The sequence below is a fragment of the Saccharopolyspora phatthalungensis genome (assembly GCF_014203395.1).
In the GTDB taxonomy this organism is placed as follows: domain Bacteria; phylum Actinomycetota; class Actinomycetes; order Mycobacteriales; family Pseudonocardiaceae; genus Saccharopolyspora; species Saccharopolyspora phatthalungensis.
In genome coordinates this window covers 1,183,924-1,206,925 of the sequence record NZ_JACHIW010000001.1, presented here as the reverse complement: position 1 = coordinate 1,206,925, position 23,002 = coordinate 1,183,924, and the positions used below count along the sequence as shown (strand labels likewise).

The window sequence follows — 23,002 nt, the reverse complement described above, 5'->3', positions numbered from 1 at the left end:
TCGATGTGAGTCAGGACGAGCAGGGGCGGCGTGCAGCGCAGCCTACGACGGCGGAGGCCAATCGCATCGAGGGCGAAGCGGCGTGGATCCATGATCACCGGGACTTCGAGGATGCGCAGCGCGGCTTCATCGCGACGATCGACCCCATGATCATCCGGGACGAGACCGGCAGAGCCGTGTGGGACCTCGATGCCTACGCTTTCCTGGACGGGGAGGCACCGGACACGGTGCATCCGAGCCTGTGGCGCATCGCACGGCTGAACCGGCTGCATGGGCTTTTCCGGGTCGCGGAGCGCGTCTACCAGGTGCGTGGCTTCGACATCTCGAACATGACGGTCGTCCTTGGCGACAGCGGACTCATCCTCATCGATCCGCTGACTTGCGTCGAGACCGCCTCCGCCGCGATGGACCTCGTCCGAGAGCACCTCGGAGACAAGCCCGTCACCGGTGTTCTCTTCACACACTCGCACATCGATCACTTCGGCGGGGCGGGAGGCGTGATCGACCGCGAGACTGCCGCACGGATTCCCGTCATCGCGCCCGAGGGCTTCGTGCATCACGCGGTGGTAGAGCATGTGCACTCGGGCGTCGCCGTCAGCCGTCGCTCGCAGTTCATGTTCGGGAAGCGGCTGGCGCCCGGTCCTCGCGGACAAGTTTCGGCCGGTCTGGGCATCACATTGCCCACCGGTCGGATCAGCCTCATCAAGCCGAACACGATCGTGAGCCGGACCGGCGAGGAGCTGACCGTCGACGGCGTCCGGATGGTCTTCCAGTTCGCTCCGGGGGCCGAGGCGCCGACGGAGGTGAACTTCCACCTCCCTCAGCTGCGGACCCTATGCATGGCGGAGACCGTCTCGCACCACATGCACAACCTGTACACGCTGCGCGGTGCGCAGGTACGCGATGCGATCGCGTGGAGCCGCTATCTGGATGAGGCGATCCGGCTGTTCGGCGACGAATCCGACGTCTTGGTCATCAGCCACCACTGGCCGGTGTGGGGAGCGCAGCGGGTCGTGGAACGGATCGCCGAGCAACGCGACCTGTACCGCTACATCCACGACCAGACGCTTCGCCTGGCAAATCACGGCCTGACCCCTGCCGAGATCGCCGAAACCATCGCGCTGCCCAAGGAGCTCAGCGGCGCGGGCAATCGCGGCAACTACGGATCGCTCAGCCACAACGTGAAGGCGGTCTACCAGCGCTACCTCGGCTGGTACGACGCGAACCCGGCGAACCTGCATCCGCTGCCGCCCGCCGAGCTCGGCCACCGGTACAGTGCCGCGTTCGGAGGCGTAGAGGCCATGGGCCGGCACGCCGAGCAGGCGTTCGCGGACGGCGACTATCGCTGGGCAGCGGAACTGCTCAAGCACGCCCTGGCCGCGGAACCTGAGGACAAGAAACTGCGCGCCCTTCAGGCCGACGTGTTCGAGCAGCTGGGATACCGGAGCGAAAGCGGCCCGTGGCGCAACTTCTATCTGCTCACCGCTGCAGAGTTGCGTGGCCGGTCGCAAGCGGTGGGCACCTTCCAGGCGGCGAATGCGGAGATGGCATTCGGAATGGACCTGTCGCTTCTGCTCGATTTCGTGGCTATCCGCCTGCACGGGCCTCGCGCGGCAGGACGGCGGCTCGAGTTCGTTGTCGAGGCTTCGAACACCGATGACGGGCCGCGCCGCGTCATTGTCGAGCGGGGCGTGCTGCGGCATGAGCCCGCCGGGTCAGGTGCACACAGCAGCGCGCTGGTCGGTTCCCATGACGTCCTCGCGCGACTGTCGCTGGGCGGCTTGAGCCTGAGTGAAGCGCTCGACGACGGCGGGCTGCGGATCGACGGCGACAGAGCGCCGATCGAGGAGCTGTTCGCGCTTCTGGACGACTTCACCGGGGATTTCAGCATGGTCGCACCGCACACGGCCCCCTGACCGCCGTCCGCGGGATCTTTACTGCCACGCGCTCCGCATCGCCATGGCGGTGCACACCCCGTCCGAGGCACGCACATCCCGCGCCGACCGCTTCGTCACACCCAGGTCACCTCGGCGACGGCGAGGACGACATTCGCCTCGTCGACGGCGGTGACCCTTGTAGCCGACCCCTTGGTGCGTCCGGTGAAGCGGATCGGCCGGTCCACGAGCATGGGCGCGATCGCGCGGACGTCCAGTGTGGACACGGACCTGCCGGGCGCGTGTCGTCGCGCGGCGTCCATGAGGAGGATGCGCGTGAGCGGCCCGTGGACGAGGAGGTCGGGTAGCTCCTCGACCTCCCGCGCCCAGGCGCGGTCGTAGTGGATGCGGTGGGTGTTGAAGGTCAGCGCCGAGAACCGGAACAGCTGGCGTGCATCGAGCACGCGTTCTTCGACCCAGTCGGCGTCCGCCGCAGCCTCCGGGTCGGCGCGAGGCGCCCGCGCAGGGGCATCCGGGGCGGCGGCCGCGAGGAAGACGTCGTGCCAGACGCTGCGAATCGCCACCTCCCCGCCGAGGGCGTACTCCCGCTCGATGTCGACGAACAGGAGACGCCCGCTCGATCCGGTCTTCTCCGTCATCTCGCCGAGCGAGGTCGTCTGCGTGACCGCGTCGCCGACCGTCAGCGGACGAAGGAACGTGGTGTGCTCGCCCGCGTACTTCCGGCGCGGCAGCTCGATCTCCGGGACGACGCCGTCGCGCGCTGGGGTTCCGTCCGGTCGGAGGTCGGCGAGCGGCACGGCGAACGGGAAATAGAACCCCTCCCATGCTGGGGGCAGCGCGTCCCCGTCACGCAGCGCCGTCTCATCCGGGGCGAAGGTGCCCCGATACGCCTCTGCCGCCGGCGCGGCGATCGGTTCGGTCCGCAACACGCTCACGGCAGGACCCCCGCCTTACGCAGCGCCGTGATGCGGGCCTCGTCGTAGCCGGCGAGTTCCGCGAGCACCCGGTCGGCGTGCTCGGCCAGTCGGTTCGCGGTGCGCGCCGGCGTCGCCGGTGTCGCGCTCAGCTTGATCGGCTGTCCGAACATGCGGAGTGTCCCGAGGGCGCCGTAGTCGGCGGACACGATCATGTCGCGCTCGGCCGTGCCCGGATCATCCACCACCTCGCCGATCGTCTTGATGACGGTGAGCGGGACGACTTCGCCGGCGAGTTCCTCCAGTTCCGCTTTCGTGCGGTCGGCGAGCCAGGCTACGACGATCGGCTTCACCCGGCGCTCGTACACCTCGGGGTCGAAGCGCTTGCGCATCGTGTCGATCTCCGGGTCGTCCGCGAACTCCGGCGTGCCGAACAGCTCGCAGCTCGCCCGCCAGAGCTTGTCGGTGTATGCCCCGAAGAACACCTGCCCGTCGGCGCAGTCGAACAGCTCGTACGGGCGGACCCAGACGTGCTCGTTGCCGGCGGGCGAAGCCACCTTGTCCGTCACGGTGTAATCGACGACGGCGGTCTCGGTTAGGGCGAGGATGCTGTCGACCTGAGCGACGTCGACAAGCTGCCCCTCTCCCGTCGCCTCGGCATGGCGGAGAGCGGCGAGGGTGCCGACGACCGCAAACAGCGTCGCGGACAGGTCGCCGATCGTCACGCCGACGCGCACCGGAGGCAGGCCGGGGTAGCCGTTCATCGACCACAGGCCGCCTGCGGCCTGCGCCGTGTTGTCGAAGGCCGGGCGCCTGCTGCGGGAGCCCGTCTGCCCGTAACCGGAGATGGCGGTGTAAACGAGCGTCGGGTTGACCTCGCGCAGAACGTCATAGCCGATGCCGAGCTTTTCCATGGTGCCGGGCCGGAAGTTCTCGATCAGGATGTCGGCGGAGCGCACCAGGTCCTTGAGCACCTCCTTGCCCTCGGAGGTCGCGAGGTCGAGCCCCACGCCCAGCTTCCCGCGGTTGTACTGCGCGTAATAGGCGCTGAACTCCTCGTCGCCGTCGGTGAGATACGGCGGGAAGCCGCGGGACACATCGGGGTCGCGAGGGTTCTCGATCTTGATGACGGTCGCGCCGAGGTCGGCGAGCATCTGCGCCGCATACGGCCCCGCCAGCACGCGCGAGAGGTCGAGGACGACGACGCCGTCGAGGGAACCGGGCGTGGTGGGCGTGGTTTCGGTCATGCGCGTGATGCCTCCTCGGGATGTGGTTCCGTGGCGCCGAGTCCTGCTGCGGCGAGCGCCGCCGCGACGATAAACGGCGCGCGGACACAGCTGATTCGAGAAAGCCAGAGGGGCGTGGCGGCGAGCGCACGATATCGCTGCCGGCACGGCTCGATCTTCACGTTCGACGGGATGATGTCGGTCTCCGACCGCGGACCCGCCTCGTATACCGTGACCCGGGCGGGAAGACCGGGTTCCGGCTCGACGCGTGGTGCGGGGTCGGTCATGCCGGCGTCCTCTTCCCGCGCAGCTCCGATAGCACCTCGCGGGCGTACTCCACCCGGATGCGGCGATCGGCGACGATACGGGCGGCGACGGCGCCGATCTCGTCGACGGTCGCCCCTGCGCTGGCGGCGACGGTGCGCGCGTGAAGTGTCATGTGACCGCGCTGGATGCCCTCGGCAGCGAGCGCCCGGCACGCGGCGAGGTTCTGCGCCAGGCCGACCGCCGCGATGACGGCGGCGAGCTCGCGTGCCGTGTCGACGCCGAGGAGGCGGATGGCGGCCTGGGCCGTCGGGTGAGCGCGGGTGGCTCCGCCCACCAGCCCCACGGCCAGGGGAACCTCAAGCGACCCGACGAGGTTGCCGTCGACATCCTTCTCGAACTGTGACAGAGCCGAGTACTGGCCGTTGCGCCCCGCATGGGAGTGACAGCCAGCTTCGACCGCTCTGGTGTCGTTGCCCGTGGCGAGCACGACGGCGGTGATGCCGTTCATGATGCCCTTGTTGTGTGTCGCCGCCCGGTACGGGTCCGCCTCGGCGAAGGCGCTGGCGGCGACGATGTCGTCGACGACCTGCGCGCCGCCGAGGAGCTCCGCGTCGAAGACGCCGCGCGTACGGGTGAGCCGCAGCTCCGCCTTGTTCGTGAGGATGCGCAGAAGAGTGCGCGTCTGCGCGATTTCGGCGATGCGCGGGGCGATCGCCTCAGCCATCGTGTTGACGGCGTTCGCGCCCATCGCATCCCGCACGTCGACGTGCAGGTGGACGATGACCTGGGTGCCCGCGCGCGTAGGGAGCACCCGCACCGAGACATCCAAGACGCCACCGCCGAGCGAGACGAGCATGGGGTCCTGCTCGTTGGCGAGGGCACGGAGCTCGTCGCTGGCCTCCAGCAGCCGCAGCCGCGTCGCGAACGGGTCGACGGCGTCGAGAACCTGTATCTGGGCGATCATGATGTCGCCGGAGGATGAGGTACGGAAGCCTCCGTGCCCCCGCGCCATCCGCGCCGCGTTCGAAGCGGCGGCGACGACACTGGGCTCTTCCGTCGCCATGGGGATGAGCCGGTCCACGCCGTCGATGGTGAAGTTCGCTGCGACGCCGACGGGAATCGACATGAGCCCCACGACGTTCTCGATCATGTGGTTGGCTTGGTCGAGGGTCAGTCCGCTCTCGGTGCGCAATGCGGAGAGCGCATCGACGTCGAGACCGGCGCCTTCGGCGACGAGACCGAGACGCTCGTCGGGGGTGCGGTCGCGCAGACCTCTGATGCGGCTGTTGATCGGCATCGGCGCTCTCCTTCGCGTGCACAGCTCTGCTACACGATGCTGCGACTTCCCCCACGACGATAGGTGCGCTGTGCGGCGACGACGATGGATGATCGTCTCATTGTGCGCCCTGGTCTGCGTGTGCTTCGCACACACGTCAGCGGCGCCTTTCGCCGCACCGGTGCCGACAACCCGCCAGCGTGGCGATCCCACAAGGGCGCGCCGTCCAGATAGGACATTCGCACATTCCCGCGTGGATGCTTCCTCCATAGACTCGCCGCCAAGCGGAAGGATATTCCCAGTGCCATACGCGGATGCCGACGGAGTGAGGATCTACTACGAGGTCGCCGGGGACGCCGGAGCCCCGGCGATCGTGCTGATCTCCGGCGGCGGTGCCCAGTTGATCAGCTGGCATCCGCGCGTCGTGGAGCTGATCACGGCCGAGGGGTTCCGCGTCGTGCGCTTCGACAACCGCGACACCGGGCTCTCGCAGCGCTTCGGCGGCGAAGCCGACATCGACGGCGGGTATGGGCTGTCGGACATGGCCGAGGACATCCTGCGCGTCCTCAACGATCTCGGAGTGGACTCGGCGCATCTGGTCGGCCACTCCATGGGCGGGATGATGGCGCAGCTGGCGGCGATCGAGCACCCGGAGCGTGTGCGCAGCCTCGGCCTCCTGTCGACGATCCCGGGCCGGGACCCGCGTTACATCCTGCACGGTGAGCGCAAGGAGCTGCGCTCGGCGCCGCAGCGGGTCAGCCGCGAAGAGGCGATCGCGTGCGCGGAGGCGGCCGCGCTCGCCGCGCCGCCGAGCCGGTACGACCCGCAGGTGCAATGGCACCGGGACAAGGCGGCTCTCGCCTACGACCGCGGTTACGCCCCCGAGGGCTTCGCCCGCCAGTGGTCGGCGCTGCTGCGGGCGCCCGAGCGACTGGAGCGGCTGAAGGCCGTTACCGTGCCGGCGCTCGTGTTCCACGGCCGAGCCGACGCCGTGCTGCACTGGTGCTCCGCGATCGACATGGCCGAGGCCCTGATCGACGCGGAACTGCAGATCCACCCGGAGGTCGGTCATCTCATCCCGCACGAGCTTTGGCCGGAGCTCGCCGCGGCCATCGTCCGGACAGCCCTGCGCGGAGAGAAAGTCCTCGCCCATTGACACCGCCGTTCGGGTGTGACATCGACATGTATGGGCATACATTTGCCCTCCACACCGGTTCCGGCCCCGGACTCGCGAGGGGCGAGGGAGGACGTCGATGGCGGATGACACCCTGGCGACGGCCGTGGCGGTCCTCATCGATGCCACAGGCAACGACGACGGACTCGGCCCGACGGCGGTGAGCGACGCGCTCGGCCTCCTCGGTCTCAGCGGAGAGGCCGCCGCCGAGGTCGCCGAGCACGTGCATCGTGCGCAGCGCGAGCATGCCCGGTTGCGCCGTCGCGAACACGAGCTCTCCGCCCTGTTCTCCAGCGCTCGCGAGCTCGCGGAGCTCCGCGACAGCGAGGCCGTCCTCGCACGGCTCGTGCAGCGCGCCCGCGAGATGATGGGCGTGGATGTCGCCTATCTCTCCGAGTTTGACCCGGAGACCAGTGAACTGCGCGTCCGGGAGACGAGTGGCTCGGTGAGCGCGTCCCTCCAAGCGCTGCGGGTCCCTCCCGGGCGGGGACTGGCGAGCGCGGTCGTCGAATCGCGCACAGCCCAGTGGGTTTCCCGGTACGCCGACTATGCCCGCGAGCGGCACGACGCGGGCATCGACAACGCGGTCTCCGCGGAGGGCCTCGTCTCTCTCCTCGGCGTGCCGATGCTGTCGAGCGACGATGTCCTCGGCGTGCTCTTCGTCGCCAACCGTGAGGAGAAGAGTTTCGCGCCGGAGGAGGTCGCTTTGCTGTCCGCGCTCGCCGATCACGCCTCCGTCATCCTGCAGACCGCCCAGATCTTGCGCGACTTACGCGAATCCGAGGACAAGAACCGGCGTGCACTGGAACGGCTCACCGATCACCTCGCCGAGCGAGACAGAGCCAACGCCGTGCACCAGAAGCTCGTTCAGGCGGTGCTTGCGGGCGGGGGCTTCTCTCCCGTCGCCGAGACCCTCGCCTCCGCACTTGGCTGCGCCGTCGCGATCATCGATGCCCGCGAGCAGGTCATCGCGGCCGCAAGGCTTCCCCTCGCGGCCGGCATGCTGGAGCTGGATGACGCCGTCCGTGACGCGATCGCGGAGAGCCGCAGATCTGGGCACTGCATATCCGTCGAAGTCGACGGCATACGAGCCGTTTCCGCGCTGACGGCAGGCAGCCAGCACTTCGGCGCGCTACTGCTCGGCGACGGCGAGCTGGCCCTCGGCGCCGTGGACCGCCGCACGATCGAACGGGCGGCCCAGGTCGGCGCCCTCCTCGGGCTGCAGCAGGAGGCCGCCTCCGGTGCCGACCACCGAGTACGCAGCGAGCTCATCGGCGACCTCTTGGACGACGTGCCAGAGCGCAGGGCCGACGTGGAGCGACGGGCGCGGCGGCTCGGCGTGGACCTGCACGCACTCGACTCGCTGCTCCTTCTCGCCGTCCCCGGGGACCAGCAGACCGCCGCGGCGCTGGCCTTGGCTCCGCACCTCGACGACAGGGCGCTTGTCGGCGAGTACCGCGGATACGTTGTCGCGGCCTTCGCCGCACAACGACGATCCGTTGACGCCGAGCGGGTTCGCGAGCACGTCGCGCACGCCATCCAGCATCCGGTTGTCGTGGTGGTCCCCCCGCCCGCACCGGACGCGATCCCGGAGGCGTTCAGGCTCGCGATGAGGACGGCGCGACTCCTGGCTGCGCTCGGCATAGAAGACGTGGCCGCGACGACGGACGACTTCCTTCCCTACTCCGCGGTTCTCGACACCGATTCCCGCGCGCTCGCCGCTTTCCTGCGGGAGACCATCGGTGCTGTGCGCCGCTACGACGCTGAGCGCAATGCCGACCTGCTGGGCACACTTCGCGCGTTCGTCCGCAACAACGCCAGCCCGACGCGGACGGCGCGCGCGCTGAACTTCCACACCAACACGATCTTGCAGCGCCTAGACCGCCTCGACCGCGTACTGGGTGAAGACTGGCGCAACGACGAACGCTTGTTCCGTCTCAGCATCGCCGTGCGTATCGACGAGCTGCGCGAGAAGCTTCAGCAAGCTATGACAGAGCGCTGAGCCCGAAGCTCTCCGTTCCGGTCTGCGGCCGAGGATGGCTGCCGGGCGGCCCGAAGATCAAGACGAGTTCGGCGGGTTCCGACGACTCGTTGCGCACACCGTGCAGAGTTCCCGCCGGTGCATAAAGGGAATCCCCCGACCGCAGCACGGCGCGGTCGTCACCGCTGGTCATCACTACCTCGCCCGAGGTGACGACATAGATCTCATCGGAGCTGTTCGGCGTGCAGCTGCCCGCGTCGCCGTCGAGATGGAAGTGCTGTCCTTCCTCGGCCCCCGGATCGAGGCGATACAGCATCACCGAGCAGGCAAGCCTCGTCGTCTCCTTGAAATACCACTCGACGCCGACCGAGCCCTGCCCGTGGTAGAGCCGCCAGTCGTGAGCGTTGTCGCCGCGGCGCTGTATGCGCATCGCGCTTTCCCTCCTACCACGTCAGGTCCGGTACAGCACCGGCATGGATTCGAGGAGCCCCTGCGTGTACGGATGCTCTGGTGCCGTCATCACCTGCTCGCCCGTGCCCTCCTCGACGAGCCGGCCATCGTGCATGACGGCGACGCGGTGTGCGAGGTGATGCACGACGGAGAGGTTGTGCGTGATGAAGAGGTAAGTCACCCCAGTCTCCTCCTGCAGCCGGACGAGAAGGTTGAGCACCTGGGCCTGCACGGAGACATCGAGGGCCGACGTCGGTTCGTCGAGCACGACGAACTCCGGTTTCGCCGCCATCGCCCTGGCGATCGCGACGCGCTGTCGCTGCCCGCCGGAGAACTCATGCGGGTAGCGCACCGCCGCATCGGAGGGGAGGCCCACCTGCTCCAGAGACTCGATCACTCGTCGCCGGCGGTCCGCACGACCGTATCCGGCGGCGACGAGAGGCTCCGCGATCGATCGCTCGATCGTAAACCGCGGGTCCAGCGAATCGTTGGGATCCTGGAACACGAGCTGGACCCGACGGCGATGCTGGCGCAGCGCGCGGCCCCGTAGTCCGGTCACATCCGTTCCGTCGAATTCGATGCTCCCCGATGTCGGACGGCGCAAGAGCAGGATCGCCCGGGCCAGGGTGCTCTTCCCCGAACCGGATTCGCCGACCAGCCCGAGGGTCTCGCCTCGCCGGATGTCGAGGCTGACATGGTCGAGCGCCGTCACGGCGTGTTCACCATGACCGAACCGCTGTGTGAGGCCATTGACGCGCAGCAGGATCTCGCTCACCTGACCTCCTCGAGCGCAGCGGGCACATCCTCGAAGTCATTGTCTGGGGGGATCACGGCCAGCGGGGAGCGCACCGGAACGGACGGACGCGGGATGCTCTCCAACAGCGCGCGGGTGTACGGATGGCGCGGATCGGCGAGTACTCGCTCGGTCCTACCGGACTCGACGACACGGCCGCGGTACATCACGGCGACCCGTTCGCAGAGCTGCCCGATGACTCCCAAGTCATGGCTGATGAACAGCACGCCCATGCCGGTCTCGTCGCGCAGGCTGCGGATGAGATCGAGGATCTGTGCCTGCACCGTGACGTCGAGCGCCGTGGTCGGTTCGTCCGCCACCAGCAGCGAAGGACCTGCAGCCACCGCGATCGCGATCACAACCCGCTGCCGCTGCCCGCCAGAGAGCTGATGCGGGAAGTAGTTCATCCGCCGTTCCGGATCGGGTATGCGCACCAGCTTCAGGATGTCCAGAGCGCGCTGCTCAGCCGTGGTTCTGTCGGCGATGCCATGGATGCGGAGCACCTCGGCGATCTGCGCACCGATCCGCATGCACGGGTTGAGTGCCGACATGGGTTCCTGGAAGACCATGGACGCGTGCACGCCGCGCACCTGTGCCCAATCGCGCTCTCGGGCATCTCTTACGTCGAACCCGGCGACCTGCATGCTGGTTGCGGCAACGCGGGCGGAGTCGGGCAGCAACCCCATCATGGCCAGCGCGACGCTCGACTTTCCGCTGCCTGACTCTCCGATGACGCCGACGATCTCTCCCTTGCGCACGCGCAGCGTGACGCCTGAGACCGACGGTGCAGCGCTCCCGTAGGCGATGGTCAGACCCTCGACCGAGAGAGCATCGATATCGGCCGTGGGAGCCGAGTCGGCTAGGGCCGATGCACACATCCTGTTGCGAGTCTTCACGATCGTCTCTTCTCTGCTTCCTCGGAGTGGAGCGGCGTCTTCCCGGGTGTTCTCCCGGGACGGTCGGCACCGCGTCGCCCCAGGGAGAACGCCGGTTCCCGGCGAGGCGCGAGGTAATCCTGGACGCCGTCGGCGAGGAGATTCCACGCCGATGACAGCAGCACGATGATCAACGAGGGCAAGATGATCAGCAGAGGCTGCAACTGCATGAATCGCGTGAACTCACTGATCATGCGGCCGGCGGACGGCTGGGGGGCCTGAACGCCCTGCCCCAGATAGCTCAGCGCGGCCTCGATGAGCACCACCTGCGAGGCGACCGAGGCGAATTGCACGAACAGTGGCGTGAGCACGTTCGGCAGGATGTGCTCGATGACGACCCGCCTGCCGTGTACGCCGCTCAGCCGGGCGGCGAGCACGAAATCGCGCTCGCGCAGCGCGATAACCGGGGCGCGCATGACACGGGCGAACCCGGGGGCGAAGACCAGTCCCAGCGCGAAGATCAGCGGTCCTGGGCCGTTTCCGATAACGACGCCGACGACGAGGGCAACGAGGATCGCCGGGAGCGCGAGCATCGCATCGACGATGCGCATGATGATTGAATCTACCCACCCCCCAACGTATCCGGCGATCAATCCAATGACCGTGCCGATCGCCGCGCCCAGAAGTGCGGCCGCGCCGGAGATGAGCAGACTCGTTCGCGCCGCCAGCGCCAATCTCGTGAAAGTGTCGCGCCCGAGATTGTCCGTGCCGAGCGGACTCTGCAGGCTGGGACCGGACAATGCCTTACCTACGCTGCCGAGCGGATCGTGTAGCGGCCAGAGGCTCATCCAGGTCGAAAGGACCAGGATGGCGAGCAGGATGCCCGCGCCGCTCCAGAAAGAGGGACCGAGGCGCCGTCTACGCGCGCGGCCTTTGACAGCCTTGGCCATGGCGAGTTCCCGGGTGACAGTCATCGCGTATGAACCCTCACTCGTGGGTCGATCAGCGGATAGATGAGATCGACGACGAAGTTGATGAGGACATAAACCGCGCCGATGAGGAGCACGGTGGCCTGAATGATCGGATAGTCGGAGGCGCGAATGCCGGTGATCAGGAGTGTGCCCATCCCGGGCAAGGCGAAGACGGTCTCGATGACGACCGTCCCCCCGACGAACGCCGCAAGCTCGATCCCGACGACGGTCGTCACGGGGATGAGCGCGTTGCGCAAGGCATGCCGCCGTACGAGTCTGCCGGGCGAAGCGCCTTTGGCTCTCGCAGTGCGAACGAAGTCCTGACCGAGCGTGTCCAGGAGTGTGCCGCGCGTATAGCGCGCGATGACCCCGGCGAGGACGAGCCCGATCAGCAGGGCGGGCAGGATGAGCACCCCGATGGCCTTGAGCGGATCAGTTGCCGCACGAGAGAACCCGACCAGCGGGAGTCTGAGGGTGAGCGAGTTGATGAGGATGAGAATGGTACCCAGTACGAACGGCGGCGTCGCCATAAGCACGAAAGTGGATCCCCGCACCATGTGATCGGCGAGTCTGCGCCAGCGAGTCGCGGCGAGCACTCCGGCAGGGATGCCTATGAGCGCACCGAAGATCGTGCCCAGGACGGCGAGCCCGAGACTGAGCGGCAACCGCGCCGCGATCAGATCGGACACCTCGCCGGGCACCGTAATCGCACGGCCGAAGTCGCCATGCAGGACACCTGCGAGCCAGACGAAATACTGCGTGTACCAAGGCTGATCGAGGCCGAGCTCGTGACGGAGGGCGTCCAGCGCGGCGGGGTCGGGATTGGACGGATCGGCGAACGCGGAGAGCGGGTCGCCGGGGATGATCCGGACCATCGAGAACACGAGGACCGAGAGTACGAAAAGGACGAAGAGAGATGAGAGCAGGCGTGAGACGATGTAACGGAGCATTCAGCACCTCACCTCCGGCCGTGTACGCCACGAGCATCGACAGTGAAGCGGCGCCCCCCGGGCCTGCTGCCGATGGCGACCCAGACAGGGTTCGCCGCACGAGACTGTCGCCGGTGACATAGCGGTCACCCTACTGAGCGTGGACGATCGGCTAAACGTCGCTTTTCCCCACTGGACCCACTGCATGATGGGTGAACCCTCCAGAGATCGAGGCAGGCCGAGGCCGGAACCGTGACATCCAACGACGAACTTGCACACCTGGCTAACCCGCCGGGACGGGAGTCGGCGCGACGAAAGCGGAGATGTCGTCCGATGTCCGGCCGTCGACGGCCAACTCCGCGAGGATGCGCCCGATGGCAGGGGTGAACTTGAAACCGTGCCCGGCCGCGAGTGCGACGATGATGTCTGGGTGCTGCCGCAGCGGGCTGATGACGAAGCGCCGATCGGGTGTGAGCGCGTACTGACAGGTCACGGTGCGCAGGTCTGGACCGCTTGCCGGGATGAGGCCGTGGACGAAGGACGACAGCTGCTCGGTGAGCTCCGCCGATGGGACGAAGGAGCGCTCGTCGGGCATCATCCGGTTGCCGGACACGTCGCGGGCGGCTTTGATGGTCGGCTCTCCGTATGTCGGGAAGCCGTAGAAGCATTGCTCGTCCTCCCAGATCCACACCGGAAACCGCTCACGACCGAAGTCGTCGGGGTCGTCCGGCCTGAAGTAGGTGACCTGCTCCTGCATGACATCCAGTGGGATGGCGGCACCAAGCGGTTCCAGGAGCGTGTTCGTCCAGGCGTCGGCGGCGAGAATCACCCTGTCCGCGCGGATATCGCCGTTCGCGGTGTGCAGAACGACGCCGGAACCGCCCGGGGTGAGCCGTTGGACCGGCGTGCGATCGCGGATGTCGGCGCCATGCGCCCGGGCCCGCATCTGGAGGGTTGCCACTGTGCGCGCCGCGTGCACGATTCCCGAATCGGCCGTGTAGACGATCTCGACGTTCTCCGGGATCCTGAACTGCGGCCAGCGCTTGTGCACTTCGGCGGGCGTGAGCATTTCGTGCGGGGCACCGCACTCCTCGAGGGCGGCGGTGAAGTCGGATGCCGAGTACGGTCCGTCAGCGGGAAAGAAGATCACGCCGCCGGTGATGCTCATTAGCCGTTCGCCGGATTCCCGCTCGAGGTCTGCCCAGTCCTGGTAAGCCGACTGGGCAAGGCGCACGTACTGGGGTGCCCCGTAGGAGGTTCGGACGATGCGGGAGGTGTCGTGCGAGGCTCCGCGCACATGACCGAGCTCGAACTGTTCGAAGGCGACGACACGGGCGCCTTTGCGTGCGAGATGATAGGCGGCGGCGCTGCCCAGCGCTCCCATGCCGACGACAGCTGCCTCGAATGATTCCATGGTCTGATTTCCTCCTTGCCCTGCTTCCGTACTCTGACGAGACGCTCCTGTGCTTCGCAAGCAGGAAGCAGAAGACTGCGGACGAATGGATCGGGCTTGCGTCGCGACGCCGCGACCCGGTGGCGGCCCACCCAGAGATCGGGTGGCGCCTGCCCCGCCATTGTTCGGCGCGACGCATAGCCACAACATGGGGCAAGCGCCCATGTTCCGGGAGGCGGAGTGTAAGAACAGCCCAGAGTGCTGCGTCGAGGTGCTTGGTGACTGTCGCAACGTCGCGGTCACCGCGGACCGCGCCCACTCGCAAGCCCTGCAGAGGTACGGCTCCACATAGGTGCGGGTTGCTGCAAGGCGTTTCGGAAGCGGCGCCAGCTCGCCGGAGCTGGCGCGGATCGCAGGCGTTTCGTGGGCGGGATTCTTGGGTCAAGGTGCCGCCGCAGCCTGCTCAGTGGTGAACTCTCGGATTCCCGGGGGTTCGGCCTCGTCGGGCTGCCGCGAAGTCCTACGATCTGGGCCTTTGTTCTCGCGAGGCGGCGATGTGACGCAGGTTGCAGCCCTGTCGTGCCGATGGCCGTAGAGACCGCTGGACGGGGCAAAAGTCCAGCTCAGCGTGCCCTGTTGGGAGTGTGTGGGCGCTGTCGATCGTCGCGTGGGTTCGGTGCTCCCGGCCGCCTGTAGAGGACGTGAAGAAGTCCTCGACCGGGGTCGGTCAAGCTTGAGTCAGCCAGGGGGCCGACACCGAGGAGCACACAATGATGGCCAGCGACCACCGGACGATCCAGACCGCCACTCTCTTCCACCTCGTGGCCCCGGCCAGCGTGAGCGCGCCGGTGGGGGTGGAGCTGCGGTACGACAGCCGTAACCCCTACGAGGTGTCGATGAGCTTCAACGCCGGTAAGCCCAACACGGTTGACTGGGTGTTCGGCCGAGATCTCCTGGCCGACGGGCTGTTGGTCGACAGCGGTGAAGGCGACGTGCGGATCAGCCCCCGCTCGGGCGAGACCGCGCTGGTCCTGATCACGTTGACCTCGCCGGCCGGACAGGCCATCTTCGAAGCCGACGCCGATCTGCTGGCGGAGTTCTTGAACGACAGCTACGAGGTCGTCGCGCCCGGTGACGAGCACCTGTTCATGAATGTCGACGAGGCGCTGAGCCAGCTGATGCAGCACGAACTGTGACCGGTCGCTTACCAGGACGGTCGCGGTTGCTAGCAACGTGCCGCCCGGTCAGCTGAGAGTCCCGCGCTGCCTTAGCGCGGACTTCTGGTGGCCGTCGATGCCGAGGAGTACCAGGCGGCAGCCACCGAAGACGACAACTTGCCATACCGACCATGCCGACCGGATGAGCCGCCGCGAATTCAGGCGTGCTCTGGCGGAATGCCGTGCAGCCGCCGACCGCGTCAACGCGATGACCGCTCAGGCATGGTTTCGGTGCAGTGGTTTGCAGACCTGCCAACGCCCGCCGATGGCGCGCAAGCCCATGACCCGCACCCGGTCCGCGCCCGAACAATCAAAGCCTCTCTCGGGGTTCACCCGTCGACGTTAAAGCCTGCCGCCCCAGTTGCTCGCCCCTGGCTATCCCCCCCAACCCGCACAGCCGCTGCTTTTTGACCTGGCCCAGCAGCACGCATGATCGAGGCCAAGATCCAGACCGAGCTCGACGCCGCGGTCGCGGCGGGTCTTCTACGGCCGGTGCGGCTAAGTGCGCCAGCGCTACTGCGAAGGTATGGACGACCAGCGTGGCGCCCTTGGCCTCGTGCTGAATGCGCTGGTGCTGTTCCCTGCCCGCTACCTCGACGCTCAAATCGGTGGCTTGTCCGGTCACGCTTGTGTCATGACCACGCGGGGTGGTCAACGGGCCACCCGATTGATTCGGACTCAAGCGATCTGTGGTACATACTGCGCACGCGCAGTTACTGTGAGTGGGAGGTTCGCTAGATGGTGCGGGATCTGCCCGAAGCCACGATCGACCCAGTGGTGGATGATTTGCCGCACCTGGATTGCGGCATGGAGTGGTGGTACTTCCACACCCACCTCACGACCGAGCACGGTGACGATGTCGGCCTGGTCCTTGTGTTCGTCCGCCACCTGGCGACGCGTGCTGAGGAGCCGCTGCGCGCGCATTTCGCCATGATCGGACGCACCGATCACACGGCTGGAAGACATGCGAGCGCGGTATGGGTTGATCGAGGCTGGATCGACACCGCGCGCACCACGATCACGAACGACGCGGTCATGGATCCCGGTGTGCGGCAGGCGCTTGTCGAAATCTTCGACGACGGCACCCCGGTCTCTCCCGACCTGCTTATGAGCGGCGAGGTGAGGATCGCCGAGCACGAGCTCGACCTGCGCTACGGCGACGTCGCGACGTTGCGCAAGCTGGCGGACGGCTCGTACCACGTCACGTTCGACGACGACACGCAGTCTTGCGATCTGGTCTTCACGCCTGGGAAGCCACCCATCATCCAGCACGATGATGTGTTCCAGGTCAGGTTCCAGGGCCCGGAGTCGGAGGCGTTCTCCTACTTCGCCCCGCGCATGGCGGTGCGTGGCCGCATCGGCAACGCCACGGTGTCCGGCAGCGGCTGGTACGAGCACACCTTCGGCGCGGAGTACCTGCGGCCGGACGGGGACCAGCGTTACCCGGACGGTACCTGGAACTGGACGGGGATCCAGCTGGACAACGGCTGGGAGATCAGCGCGGCGACGATCGACCACATCGACGTCAACTCCCGCCAAAGCGTATTCACCCAGCGGTTCGCCACCGCGTACTCGCCGGACGCCGAGCGGGTGTCCTGCGAGGTTGAGCTGGTCGGTGACCGGCCGTGGACATCGCTGTCCTCGTTGAACACCTACCCCACGCGGTGGAGCTTGTCCGCGCCCGCGCTGGAACTGGATGTCGTAGTCGAAGCCGAGCTCCCGCAGCAGGAAATCCTCACGATGGTCGCCAACGGGTCCTATCTGGAGGCCTGCGCGAACGTGCGCGGCACCATGCGGGGCGAACCGGTGTCGGGCCGCGCGTTCATCGAAGTGATGCGTGCCAACAGGGTCGGGCGGATCGAGGAGTTTCTCGGGCGTCTGCGGGACGTCACGCACGACGAGGTGCGCAAGCTGTACCCGGATTCCCCGAGCGAAGCGCTCACCGTGGCACTCGCCGCGCGGGAGGCGTCCGGCGCACCTCACAAGGCCGTGTACGACGCCATGGTCCGGCCCCTGCGCTACGTCTCGGACACATCCGGCCGGGGATGGCGCTCGTTCGTCACCTGCGCCGCGCTGGAGCTGTTCGGTGTGCGCGCCGAGCGGTACCGGCAGCTGCTCGCCGTGACCGAGCTGATCCACTCGGGATACCTCATGGTCGATGACGTGGAAGACGACTCGCCGATGCGGCGGGGCGAGCCGACTGCGCATCTGGTGTTCGGCGCGCCGACGGCCATCAACGCGGGTACCGCTTCCTACTTCGTGCTCGACCGCGTCCTGGCCGAGATCCTGCCGGACGAGCGGCGCCGCTTACACGCTTACGAGATCTACCTACGGGCGATGCGCGGTGCGCACGTGGGGCAGGGCATCGACATCACTGGACACCACGACGCCATGAACCTCGCGGTCGCGACCGGTGATCCGACCGCGTTGCTCGATGGTCTGCGCTGGGCGCAGCGACTCAAGACCGGTGCCTATTCCCGCACGCTGGCCGAGATCGGCGCACTGACCGCCGGGGCGAGCGAAGAGCAAATCACCGCCATGGGCAACTACTTCGAGACTGTTGGGTTGGCGTATCAGATCACAGACGACGTGATGGACCTCGACGGTGTCACCAACCGCCTGCCGTCTGGCGAGGTACGCGCTACCAAGCACATCGGCGAGGACTTGCGCGCGGGCAAGGTGACGATGCCGCTGGCGCACGCAGTGGGACGGTTGCCGCACGACCGGATGGCCGCGATCTGGACGGCCGTGCGCGACGGCGACGCCAGCGACGCGACCGTGCGCGAGGTCGCCGCCGCACTGGTGGAATGCGGCGCCGTGCAGGCCTGTTACGACGACGCCAAGGCGCAGGTCGAGGCGGCGTGGGCACTGCTGTATCCGTTGCTGCCGAAGAGTTTCGCCAAGGCCATGGTGCGCGCCCTTGGCTTCTACGCCTCGCTGCGTGAACACGAACCTGCAGTGGGCGAACCCGGAACTACAGTGGGCGTCCACGAGGCCGCAGCGGGCGAACACGTCAACAGTGGACAGTGAACGATGGTCCTTCGCGCGAACGAGCTGCACCACCGCTACGGCAAGCGTCAGGTCTTGCGCGGCGTCACCTTCGAGGTTCCGCCCGGCAGCCTCGTCGGGGTTGTCGGCGAGAACGGAGCGGGCAAGACGACGTTGCTGCGCATCCTGTGCGGCGAGCTGACCCCCACCAACGGAACGGCGACGGTGAGCGGACGGCTCGGCTACTGTCCTCAGCATGTGGTGCTCAACGACGCGTTCACCGTCGCCCAGCACCTCGCGTTCTTCCAGGTGGCGTACGGACTTCCCGACCTCAGCTACGCCCACGAGCTGATGGACGTACTACAGTTCGCCGACTTCCTCGATGAGCGCGTCGGCGTGCTCAGCGGCGGCACGCGGCAGAAGCTGAACCTGACCATCGCACTCATGCACGACCCGGACGTGCTATTGCTGGACGAGCCCTATCAGGGCTTCGACTGGGAGACCTACCTGCGGTTCTGGGAACTTGCCCAGCGGTTGCGCGGCCGGGGCCGTTCGGTGCTGGTGATCTCCCACCTCGCCTACGACGCCGACCGCCTCGACACGCTGCACCGACTTTCGGCCGGCGTCCTGCGCGAAGGCACTACTTCCCACGGAGGCCGGTAGATGTGGTGGACCCGCTTCGGTACTGCCACCCGGATGGCGTTGCTCGAACACCTTCGCAATCGCCTCGCCATGTGGCTGGTGGCACTCTATGTGCCGATCTGGCTGAGCCTGGCCTACACGATCATCGCGAACATTCCCGTCCGGTTCTACTTGCGTGCCACGGACCACACGGTGCTCGCCCAAGGCAATGAGCTGACGCAGATCTCGGGCGCGCTCAACGCCGTCACCCAGATCGTCGGCTTCATGATGTTCACCGTCACGTTCAAGTCCAGCGCGTTCGACCGGCGGCTGGCGATGGCCGGGTACCCGCGCGGCCACCTGCTCGCCGCCAAGGTGGTCGCCCTCGTGCTGGTTTCGATCGTGCTTTCCTGCTACGCCACCGCGATCGCGTGGGGTTTCTGGCATCCTCAGCAGCCGTTGCTGCTCGCGGCGAGCGTGTTCACCGACGCGCTGACCTACGGCGCGCTCGGCGTGATGCTGGGCGCGTTGCTGCGTGGCGAACTCGAAGGCATGTTCCTCATCGTCATGATCAGCATCATTGACATCTCACTGCAGAACCCGATCCCTAACCCCGCCGCGGACAGCGACTTCCTCCGCGTCTTGCCGTCCTACGGCGCAATGCAAGCCGCGACCACCGCCGGGTTTTCCACAGTCGCTCCCGTCGCGCACCTGCTGCTGCAGCTGTCCTGGTGCGCCCTGCTCACCGGGATGGGACTGCTGGCGTTCCTGCGACGCACCCGCGACCAGAACCGTACTGGGCGTGTGCCCACGACAGCACCGATTCCCGCGACATAGTCGGGCGTTCGGCGCCGGGCCGCGAACTCTCGTTGTCAAGGACAGAGCAACTCACTATCGCTAGTCGAGTCTGCAGGTGGTTGTGCAGACAACTGCGGCACAGCGCTAGAGGAGTGTTGCTTCGCGTGGTGAGGTCGAGATGAAAGTCCTGGCTACCTGCGGAGTCCACGGCACGGCGCAATCGGCTGCCACGCCGCAGCGGACTTTCGTCAGTGCTGTGTCGGTTGGGCAGGAATGCGTAGTCGTCACTTTCATCGGGATCGGCGAGTAGTTCCGCTAGCTGGCGTGCGAATGCCAGGCAGCGGTCGACGTTGATGCTATTGAGCGATCTCGGTCGTGATCTCCGCTGAATCGGTTGTGAGACCCGCTGGAGTATGTGAAATTCGGCGGTCGGTCAACGTGGCCTGCTGACGACGGACTGGGGAGCAACCGGGTGGATCAGATCGCGGTGGACTTTCACGCTCTGGCGGCTCGCGAAGAGGCGCTACGGCGGGACGTCGACGAGATCGACCTCCAGCTGACGGAACTCGAAGGCGTCGTGGCGCGATTACTCGGCACCTGGAGTGGCACCGCCGCCGATGCGTATCAGGCCACGCAAGCGGAGTGGGATCAGGCCGTGGCGGGGATGCGGGAGAACGTGCGCGAGATGCACCAACTTGTGGTGACGACGCACGGTAACCAAGTGGCGGCGGTGCGGTCGAACTCGTCGATCTGGGAGGTCTGAGGCCAGTGTCGTCTCCAGCTCCGCGGCCCTTGGCGCCGCCACCCGAACCCGGCCCGGCGACCCCGGTTGATATCCGCCCGGACGACTACTACCGGGTCGCCCAGGACTTCTTAGCCGGACAGAACCAGATCATGCGTACCTACGAGGCGCTGGGCAACGGTCTGCGTGATCTCAGTGGCGCGGCGGGAGATGACGAACCGGCGCAGAAGTTCGCCGGCTCCTATGCACTCGCCGTCCGTACCATCTTCGGCGGGTTCGTACGGCTGCATGAGTTGCTCGGCGGCATCGCCCGCGGCATTGCCCAGTCCGCGCAAAACCATTGGCGAGCAGACGCCGATGCCGCAGGAGTGGACCTCGGGGGAGGGTTTCCACCGTTGTGGCCGGACAAATGTCCTGCCGCAGCGGAGCCGCCACCGATCTTGGGTGACGGAGACAGCAACCTGCTGGCCACGATCTCGGGGTGGGTGAATCCCTACTACCCCAACGGCGATGTTGCTCGGATGCACGACATCGCAGGGGCCTTCGCCGCAGCACGCGACGGCATCAGCGCCATCGCCGACGACTTACACGCTAAACTGCGGTCATTGGTGGGCAACAACGTCGCCGAAGACCTCGACGCCCTGGAGGCGTTCTGGCGGCACGTCGCCGTCGGTGAGGCCGCGTTGCTGGAAGCGTTGCCCGCCGCGTGCGACACGGTGGCCAACAACTGCGCGGAGTATGCCTCGGCCATAGAGCGCACCCGCAACACCATCGGCGACATCGTCGAAGAAACCAGCGCCGAACTGGCGGCCGTCACCGGCGTCGCGATCGTCGTCTCTCTGCTGGCCACACCCGTCGGAGGCGGGGCGGTCGAAGGCGGCGTTGGTGCCGCAGTCGTCGACGCGGCCGGGGCGCGGATGGCCGCCGTCGCCAGCGACTTCGTGATCGCGATCGGGGGCGCCGTGACCACCGTCGCCGCCGTGGAAGCAAGTGCCACCCTCGCAATGGCCATCAACAACACGCCTGATCCCAACGTGACCGAACACGAAGCCACCCAGGTCGGTGACCAGGTGGGCGCGCCCCCGATGGACACACAGCGGGTCCGAGACATCTACAATCAACTCCCACGCGGAAAGAACAAGAAGGTCCGTACCGTCGGCTCTGACGCCGAACTGCAATCCGTATTCGACCAAATGACCGTTGGCGGTAAACCCCTACCGCCTGAACCAGGCTACAAGGGTATCAAGACGGAGCTCCCTGATGGCACAACGATCGGCCTTCGAGATGGAAGCTTGAGTGGTGGTCGTACTATCGACATCTGGTGGCCGGGAGAAAGTCGTGGCGTGAAGATTCATATCGCGGGGGAATGATGGAACTGAGTGATATCGCTAAGGAAGCCGTCTACACGGGCTTGGACGACTGGGTCTACCTAGGGGAGCTGTGTTCGTTTGTCAGGGCGCAGAAGAAAGCGAGTACCGATGAGGCGGCGCTTGCGATTGCGCTCAAAGAAATCGAGATTCTAGTGAATGCTGGGTTGATGGAAATCGGTGCAATTGGTGACGAGGGATTTGTTCCGTGGCGCCAGCCTATCCGGGAGTCTGTCCAATACATCCGCTCGTACGCGGCGAATAGGCGCATCCAGGAATGGATGCATGTCGCCTGGCTGCAAAACACCGCTAAAGGCAACGAGTACGCCGAAACCCTAGACCCCGATGAGTTCATCGACGAAGACTGACCCGTGCCGTCGCAGCTTGCCCCGCCACGCGGGCCTGCAGGTCGATCCGCACCCGATCGCACCCGTCTCAGGACGTAGACCCAACGGATAGGCATTTTGCCTGGTGCCTCATCCGACGCACGGGAAAGTGTTGGGACGCACGGATGTCCATTCGCTATATAGGGCGCTGACAGTGGAACGAGGACGCATTTGCACCGTCTGCCCGACCGAAGGACCGATCGCGCACGGACAACCAGTTGGATTGAATGGAAAACCAGGGCCGAACTCGGAAACACACATTCCGCTTCGCCCTGACGGCTTCTACTCGGTACCGGAAGGCTGGTAAGGAAATGGATCTCGGGCTGCAGGGCCAGCTGGTCACCACGCAGACCTTTGACTACACCGTGTCCTTCGAGACCAACGGCGGGTGCGAGCTACGCATCGAAAACGAGTACATCCTCCAAACCCCCCACGGCACGCTGAGCTTCTCTCCGGAACCGTCCAATGCGGACTCCGAACCATTGAAATCCCTTGCCGAGCAATCCATCAGCCACGCTTCCGTGGAGAACGACGGCACTCTCGGCGTGACGTTCGCCAATGGCAACGAGCTACGAGTACAACCCAGCCCCAGCTACGAAGCCTGGACAGTAGCAGGCCCCCGGGGAATGAAGGTGGTCTGCATGCCCGGCGAAGAACTCGCCATCTGGAACGCCACCGAAGCCTGAGCATCCCGAGTCACTACGGCCATCCGACGATGAGCGTGGCCATTGGCCCGCAC

General features: G+C 66.7%; 21 protein-coding genes. 11 read left to right on the top strand and 10 right to left on the bottom strand.

The window, feature by feature from the left end:
• Nucleotides 1-5 precede the first annotated feature (5 nt).
• A complete protein-coding gene (locus tag BJ970_RS05330; RefSeq protein WP_312864124.1) occupies nt 6-1,916 on the top strand; it encodes an alkyl/aryl-sulfatase in 1,911 nt (636 codons plus the stop codon).
• Nucleotides 1,917-2,011: 95 nt separating this feature from the next.
• Here BJ970_RS05330 and BJ970_RS05325 read toward each other — a convergent pair whose 3' ends face one another.
• From BJ970_RS05325 to BJ970_RS05310, 4 genes are read right to left on the bottom strand one after another with little or no spacing between them, the layout of a single operon-like run.
• Nucleotides 2,012-2,830 (bottom strand): HTD2 family dehydratase, encoded by an 819-nt coding sequence (locus tag BJ970_RS05325; protein ID WP_184724440.1) that lies wholly within the window; start codon nt 2,828-2,830, stop codon nt 2,012-2,014.
• Nucleotides 2,827-4,056, bottom strand: coding sequence for a CaiB/BaiF CoA transferase family protein (locus tag BJ970_RS05320; protein WP_184724437.1), 1,230 nt, complete (start codon nt 4,054-4,056; stop codon nt 2,827-2,829). The genes BJ970_RS05325 and BJ970_RS05320 overlap by 4 nt, the downstream gene beginning before the upstream one ends.
• Nucleotides 4,053-4,322, bottom strand: a complete 270-nt coding sequence (locus tag BJ970_RS05315) for a hypothetical protein (protein ID WP_184724433.1) — start codon at nt 4,320-4,322, stop codon at nt 4,053-4,055. The genes BJ970_RS05320 and BJ970_RS05315 overlap by 4 nt, the downstream gene beginning before the upstream one ends.
• Nucleotides 4,319-5,599 carry a hydroxymethylglutaryl-CoA reductase, degradative gene (locus BJ970_RS05310; protein ID WP_184724429.1) on the bottom strand — a complete coding sequence of 427 codons (1,281 nt, stop codon included), beginning with the start codon at nt 5,597-5,599 and terminating at the stop codon, nt 4,319-4,321. The genes BJ970_RS05315 and BJ970_RS05310 overlap by 4 nt, the downstream gene beginning before the upstream one ends.
• A 280-nt stretch (nt 5,600-5,879) precedes the next feature.
• On the opposite strand from BJ970_RS05310, the gene BJ970_RS05305 reads away from it, so the two are divergent.
• Both BJ970_RS05305 and BJ970_RS05300 read left to right on the top strand, forming a co-directional pair.
• Nucleotides 5,880-6,734, top strand: coding sequence for an alpha/beta fold hydrolase (locus BJ970_RS05305; RefSeq protein ID WP_184724425.1), 855 nt, complete (start codon nt 5,880-5,882; stop codon nt 6,732-6,734).
• Between the two features lie 97 nt (nt 6,735-6,831).
• On the top strand, nt 6,832-8,754 hold the full coding sequence (locus tag BJ970_RS05300; protein WP_184724423.1) for a helix-turn-helix domain-containing protein: 1,923 nt from the start codon (nt 6,832-6,834) through the stop codon (nt 8,752-8,754).
• Here BJ970_RS05300 and BJ970_RS05295 read toward each other — a convergent pair.
• From BJ970_RS05295 to solA, 6 genes are all read right to left on the bottom strand, one after another.
• Nucleotides 8,738-9,163 carry a cupin domain-containing protein gene (locus BJ970_RS05295; protein ID WP_184724420.1) on the bottom strand — a complete coding sequence of 142 codons (426 nt, stop codon included), beginning with the start codon at nt 9,161-9,163 and terminating at the stop codon, nt 8,738-8,740. The two genes, BJ970_RS05300 and BJ970_RS05295, sit on opposite strands and share 17 nt — an antisense overlap.
• Nucleotides 9,164-9,184: 21 nt before the next feature.
• Nucleotides 9,185-9,958: an ATP-binding cassette domain-containing protein gene (locus BJ970_RS37630; RefSeq protein WP_184724418.1), complete on the bottom strand. Its 774-nt coding sequence runs from the start codon at nt 9,956-9,958 to the stop codon at nt 9,185-9,187.
• Nucleotides 9,955-10,872 (bottom strand): ABC transporter ATP-binding protein, encoded by a 918-nt coding sequence (locus BJ970_RS37625; RefSeq protein WP_312864123.1) that lies wholly within the window; start codon nt 10,870-10,872, stop codon nt 9,955-9,957. The genes BJ970_RS37630 and BJ970_RS37625 overlap by 4 nt, the downstream gene beginning before the upstream one ends.
• Nucleotides 10,869-11,825, bottom strand: coding sequence for an ABC transporter permease (locus BJ970_RS05280; RefSeq protein ID WP_184724415.1), 957 nt, complete (start codon nt 11,823-11,825; stop codon nt 10,869-10,871). Before BJ970_RS05280 ends, BJ970_RS37625 begins: the two co-directional genes overlap by 4 nt.
• On the bottom strand, nt 11,822-12,772 hold the full coding sequence (locus tag BJ970_RS05275) for an ABC transporter permease (RefSeq protein ID WP_184724412.1): 951 nt from the start codon (nt 12,770-12,772) through the stop codon (nt 11,822-11,824). Before BJ970_RS05275 ends, BJ970_RS05280 begins: the two co-directional genes overlap by 4 nt.
• Nucleotides 12,773-13,034: 262 nt before the next feature.
• The gene (solA, locus tag BJ970_RS05270) at nt 13,035-14,165 is read right to left on the bottom strand and encodes an N-methyl-L-tryptophan oxidase (RefSeq protein ID WP_184724409.1); all 1,131 of its coding nucleotides are present in this window, start codon (nt 14,163-14,165) and stop codon (nt 13,035-13,037) included.
• Nucleotides 14,166-14,914: 749 nt separating this feature from the next.
• On the opposite strand from solA, the gene BJ970_RS05265 reads away from it, so the two are divergent.
• The 8 genes from BJ970_RS05265 (at nt 14,915) to BJ970_RS05230 (ending at nt 22,949) form a co-directional block, all read left to right on the top strand.
• Nucleotides 14,915-15,340, top strand: coding sequence for an SsgA family sporulation/cell division regulator (locus BJ970_RS05265; protein ID WP_184724406.1), 426 nt, complete (start codon nt 14,915-14,917; stop codon nt 15,338-15,340).
• A 759-nt stretch (nt 15,341-16,099) separates the two neighbouring features.
• A complete protein-coding gene (locus BJ970_RS05260; protein WP_184724403.1) occupies nt 16,100-18,391 on the top strand; it encodes a polyprenyl synthetase family protein in 2,292 nt (763 codons plus the stop codon).
• A 3-nt stretch (nt 18,392-18,394) separates the two neighbouring features.
• A complete protein-coding gene (locus tag BJ970_RS05255) occupies nt 18,395-19,012 on the top strand; it encodes an ABC transporter ATP-binding protein (protein ID WP_184724401.1) in 618 nt (205 codons plus the stop codon).
• A complete protein-coding gene (locus tag BJ970_RS05250; protein WP_184724399.1) occupies nt 19,013-19,807 on the top strand; it encodes an ABC transporter permease in 795 nt (264 codons plus the stop codon).
• Between the two features lie 433 nt (nt 19,808-20,240).
• Nucleotides 20,241-20,531: a WXG100 family type VII secretion target gene (locus tag BJ970_RS05245; RefSeq protein WP_184724397.1), complete on the top strand. Its 291-nt coding sequence runs from the start codon at nt 20,241-20,243 to the stop codon at nt 20,529-20,531.
• Between the two features lie 131 nt (nt 20,532-20,662).
• Complete coding sequence (locus BJ970_RS05240; protein WP_184724395.1) at nt 20,663-21,880, top strand: WXG100-like domain-containing protein; 1,218 nt, start codon at nt 20,663-20,665, stop codon at nt 21,878-21,880.
• Nucleotides 21,877-22,245, top strand: coding sequence for a hypothetical protein (locus tag BJ970_RS05235; RefSeq protein ID WP_184724393.1), 369 nt, complete (start codon nt 21,877-21,879; stop codon nt 22,243-22,245). The genes BJ970_RS05240 and BJ970_RS05235 overlap by 4 nt, the downstream gene beginning before the upstream one ends.
• Nucleotides 22,246-22,574: 329 nt before the next feature.
• Nucleotides 22,575-22,949: a DUF6188 family protein gene (locus BJ970_RS05230; RefSeq protein WP_184724391.1), complete on the top strand. Its 375-nt coding sequence runs from the start codon at nt 22,575-22,577 to the stop codon at nt 22,947-22,949.
• Nucleotides 22,950-23,002 lie beyond the last annotated feature (53 nt).